The organism is Pauljensenia hongkongensis (genome assembly GCF_001746855.1).
Lineage (GTDB): Bacteria > Actinomycetota > Actinomycetes > Actinomycetales > Actinomycetaceae > Pauljensenia > Pauljensenia hongkongensis.
This window is the reverse complement of record NZ_CP017298.1, coordinates 1,405,419-1,408,916: the sequence shown is the minus strand read 5'-3', so window position 1 is coordinate 1,408,916 and position 3,498 is coordinate 1,405,419. Positions and strand designations below refer to the sequence as shown.

Annotated in this window: 3 protein-coding genes and 1 pseudogene; 2 read left to right on the top strand and 2 right to left on the bottom strand. The window is 72.0% G+C overall.

Annotation, left to right across the window (positions count from 1 at the left end):
• Window positions 1–45: 45 nt before the first annotated feature.
• Window positions 46–603: an EXLDI protein gene (locus BH719_RS05825; protein WP_021614181.1), complete on the top strand. Its 558-nt coding sequence runs from the start codon at window positions 46–48 to the stop codon at window positions 601–603.
• 100 nt (window positions 604–703) lie between these two features.
• On the opposite strand, the pseudogene BH719_RS09120 reads toward BH719_RS05825, so the two are convergent.
• A pseudogene (locus BH719_RS09120) lies at window positions 704–1,843 on the bottom strand (acyl-CoA dehydrogenase family protein); the annotation flags it as partial.
• A 170-nt stretch (window positions 1,844–2,013) separates the two neighbouring features.
• Here BH719_RS09120 and BH719_RS05815 point away from each other — a divergent pair.
• On the top strand, window positions 2,014–2,616 hold the full coding sequence (locus BH719_RS05815) for a LytR C-terminal domain-containing protein (RefSeq protein ID WP_009743874.1): 603 nt from the start codon (window positions 2,014–2,016) through the stop codon (window positions 2,614–2,616).
• A gap of 58 nt (window positions 2,617–2,674) precedes the next feature.
• Here the strand turns inward: BH719_RS05815 and BH719_RS05810 are convergent.
• Window positions 2,675–3,498 (bottom strand): phosphatase domain-containing protein (locus BH719_RS05810; protein ID WP_009743873.1); only part of this gene is annotated, 824 nt, incomplete at its 5' end.

Below are 3,498 nucleotides of genomic sequence, written 5' to 3'. Positions count from 1 at the left end.
CGCCGTGCGCACGGACGCGCGGCGGGTCCCTTTTGATCGCCGTATATGCGCATGTGTATAGTCATAAACATGCCGACGAAGAACGTGTACATCGCCGAGGCCGACCTTCCGTTGTTCGAACAGGCCGCGCGCCTCGCGGGAGGGAACTCCGCGGCGGTCGTCGCGGGCATCAGGCTCTACCTGGAACACCATGGGAAGAAAGGGCGGCGCGAGATGATGGGGACAGTGGAACTCGAGGTCGATGACGGCCCGGTTGTGAGGACCAAGCGCTTCACGGGGCGCCTGTGCCTGAAGTGGAGGAGGCGCGTGGAGGGCCTGCGCGTCCAGACCTTCCGGGTCTACGCGACCGCGAAGGGCCAGTACGCCGTCCACACCCGCGACGACCCCGACTGGACCGGGATGGGCTCCAGGGACTGGGACTCGGCCGAGGCGGACGGGGCCGACGGCACGCGGACGTGGGAGGGGGAGTGGTGGCGGCCCCGGGAGCGCAGCCTCCTCGTCTTCCCCGATGCTGCCAGCATGCGGGGACGGCTCCCCGACGGGCTCGTCGACGAGGTCGAGCGGATGGGCGCCGGCCCCCAGGTCGAGGACCTCGACATCTGAATGGCGGGGCCGCGGCGGCCGCAGCGCCCCAGGCGCTCGGACGGCCCGCCCGGTCCGGCCGACCGCTCGGCCTCGGCCCCGCCGCGGGGCGCTCCCTCAGCTTCCGACGGGCCCCGAGCACCAGATTCGCCCACGCTCCGTGCAGGGACTCCTGGTCGGAGGGCTGGAAGATCCCGGCCAGCGCGTCGCGGTAGAGGCGCGAGAGCTCGTGGGAGTTGTAGTACGCCGAGCCCCCGCACGCGCGCATCGCCTGCTCGACGGCGCGCAGGGTCGCCTCGGCGGCCGCGTTCTTCACGGCGGACAGCTGCGGCATCCACGCGGCCCCCCGGTCCGCCCCCGCCTCGACGTCGCGGGCGAGCTCGCGGATCTGCGGTCCGACGGCGTTCATCGCCAGTGCCGCCTCGGCGATGCGCCAACGGATGTCGGGGTCGTTGGAGTAGGTGGTCCGGTTCTTCACGGAGCGCCGGGCCTTGACGTGCTCCGCGGCCACCTGGACCGCGCGCTCGCCGACGCCCTGGTAGGTGGCGGCCAGCAGGATCTCGAAGTGCGCGAAGATGCCGAAGACCACGGGATCCTCGGAGGGGCCCGGATCGGTGACCGTGAGGATCCTGTCGCCGGGGACCGCGACCCCTTCGAGGCGCGTCGTCATCGACTGGGTGGCGCGCATCCCCAGGGTGTCCCAGTCGTCGACGATGGAGTACCCGGGGTCGTCTCGGTGGACCAGGCCGAACACCGATTTGGGCCCCTCGTCCAGGTCGGCCCGCCCGAAGACCAGCAGGCGCGTCCACGCGGGGGACAGCGAGGTGAAGATCTTCGTGCCCTCGAACGAGTACCCGCCGCCGGGGGCGGGCGACGCCTTCGTGGTGGAGCCGAAGAGCACGAGGTCGTTGCCCGGTTCTGAGATGCCGAAGCCGAAGACCTCCCCCGCGGCGGCGTCGCGGAGGATCTGCTCGCCGCGCGGGTTCCCGTGCGCGACCAGGAAACGCCCCAGCCCCACGATGATCTGGTGCATGTTGATCCCCAGGGCCGTGCCGGGAGCGGCCGCGGCCAGGCGCGTCTGCTCGGCCGCGATCGCCGTCAGGCCCAGGCCGGATCCGCCGAACTCAGCGGGGACGAACGCGCCCAGGTACCCGGCGCCGCGCAGGTCGGCGAGGTCGGCGGCGGGGAAGGAGTTGGTGGCGTCCACCTCGCCCGCGCGGGAGCGGATGCGGGCCAGGAGGTCGTCGGAGAGGAAGTGCATCAGTGGTCCCTTCGGCGGTAGTGCGGCGCGCCCGGGGGCGCCCGGGCCGCCCCCACTCTATCCCGCCGGTCCGCGGGCGCCTGATGCAACGCCCCACAAGGGTGCCGACGGAGTGCGCGCCCGGCCCGTGATCGGCTACGTTAAGGACTGTGAGTAACCCAGAGGCACCCTTGACCCCGCGCCAGCGCTACTTGATGAGGAGGCAGCGGCGCCAGACGGCTGTCTTCTCGATCACGGGGCTGAGCCTGGCCGTCATCGCCCTGGTGGGGACGCTGGTGCTCATCGGCGTCATCCCGATCCCCTTCGGCAATTCCTTCTCGGCGTCCGTGAAGTACGCGGAGGAGGGGGACCTGGTGTGCCCTAGCGTCGGCGCGTACCCGTCGCCGGTCGAGGACGTGAATGTGAAGGTCGTCAACACGACCGCCCACCAGGGGCTCGCCACGGACGCCACGGAGATGCTGATCAGCGCCGGCTTCACGCCGCAGGACCCGGACAACTCGACGACCGAGTACGGGGGGAAGGTCCGCATCTTCGCGGGCGTCTCCGGCGTCGACGACGCCTACACGGTCGCCCGGTACTTCCCGGGGGCGAAGGTGGTCCTCACCGATGCCACCGACAAGGCGGTGACGGTGGAGCTCGGGAACTTCTACGACAGCCCGATCGACGCCGAGGAGGTCGCGCACACCTCGCGGTCCAAGGATCCGCTGGTCCGGCCCGAGGGATGCTTGCCGGTTCCGCCCAACGGCCTGCAGTCGGGGGACGCGTCCTCCTGATCCGCCGCCCGCTGCCCTGAGCCGACGAGGCGGGGGCCGGTCCATGCGCCCGCCCCGGTCAGGCGCCCGCCCCGTCCCCGTCCGGGCCGGAGCCCTCGTCGGTGCCGATCAGAGACGCGAGCCGCGGGAGCCCGCCCCTGCCCCTGACGTTGGCCAGGAGCGCGTGGCCGTCGGACCCGTACCACACGGGGATCTGCTCGGGCACGGTCCACAGGGCGTCGGGGACCATCGCGTCGAAGGTGCCGTGCGACATGAACTGCTCGAACTCCGAGAGGGAGCGTATGGCGATGCCCGCGACCTGGTGGGGGCACTCGCGCGCGAACTCGGCGTAGATCTCCGGGTCGTGCTGCCCGTCGTCGCCGACCAGCAGCCACCGCACGTGGGGCAGCATGCGCGACAGGCGGCGCAGTTCGCGGCGCTTGTGCTCGGGCCCCGAGCGGAACCACCCGGTGTTCGACGGGCCGAAGTCGGTCATGAGGAAACAGCCGGTCGGGAAGTGGCTGCGCTCCAGGAAGGAGCGCAGCGCGGGAACGACGTTCCACGCCCCCGTGGACAGGTACAGGACGGGCGCGTGGGAGGGGTTGGGGGCGGTGGTGTGGGACTGGGCGGCGTCGGTGAGGAACTCCGCCATGCCGTCCACCGCCTCGCGCGAGGAGACCCGGTCGACGAAGGCGTGCTTCGCCGCCGTCAGCAGGCGGGGCAGCATCGAGACGATCACGGTGTCATCGACGTCGGAGACGATCCCGAAGTCCTCGGAGTCGCCGACGATCCGGATGGTGACGCCAACGGGTTTGCCCGCGCGCACGCGCCGGCGGACGTGCCCGTCCGGGTGGGCCGGCGCCCCCGGGGCAGGGGCCGCCAGGCGCAGCGCGTCGCCCTCGC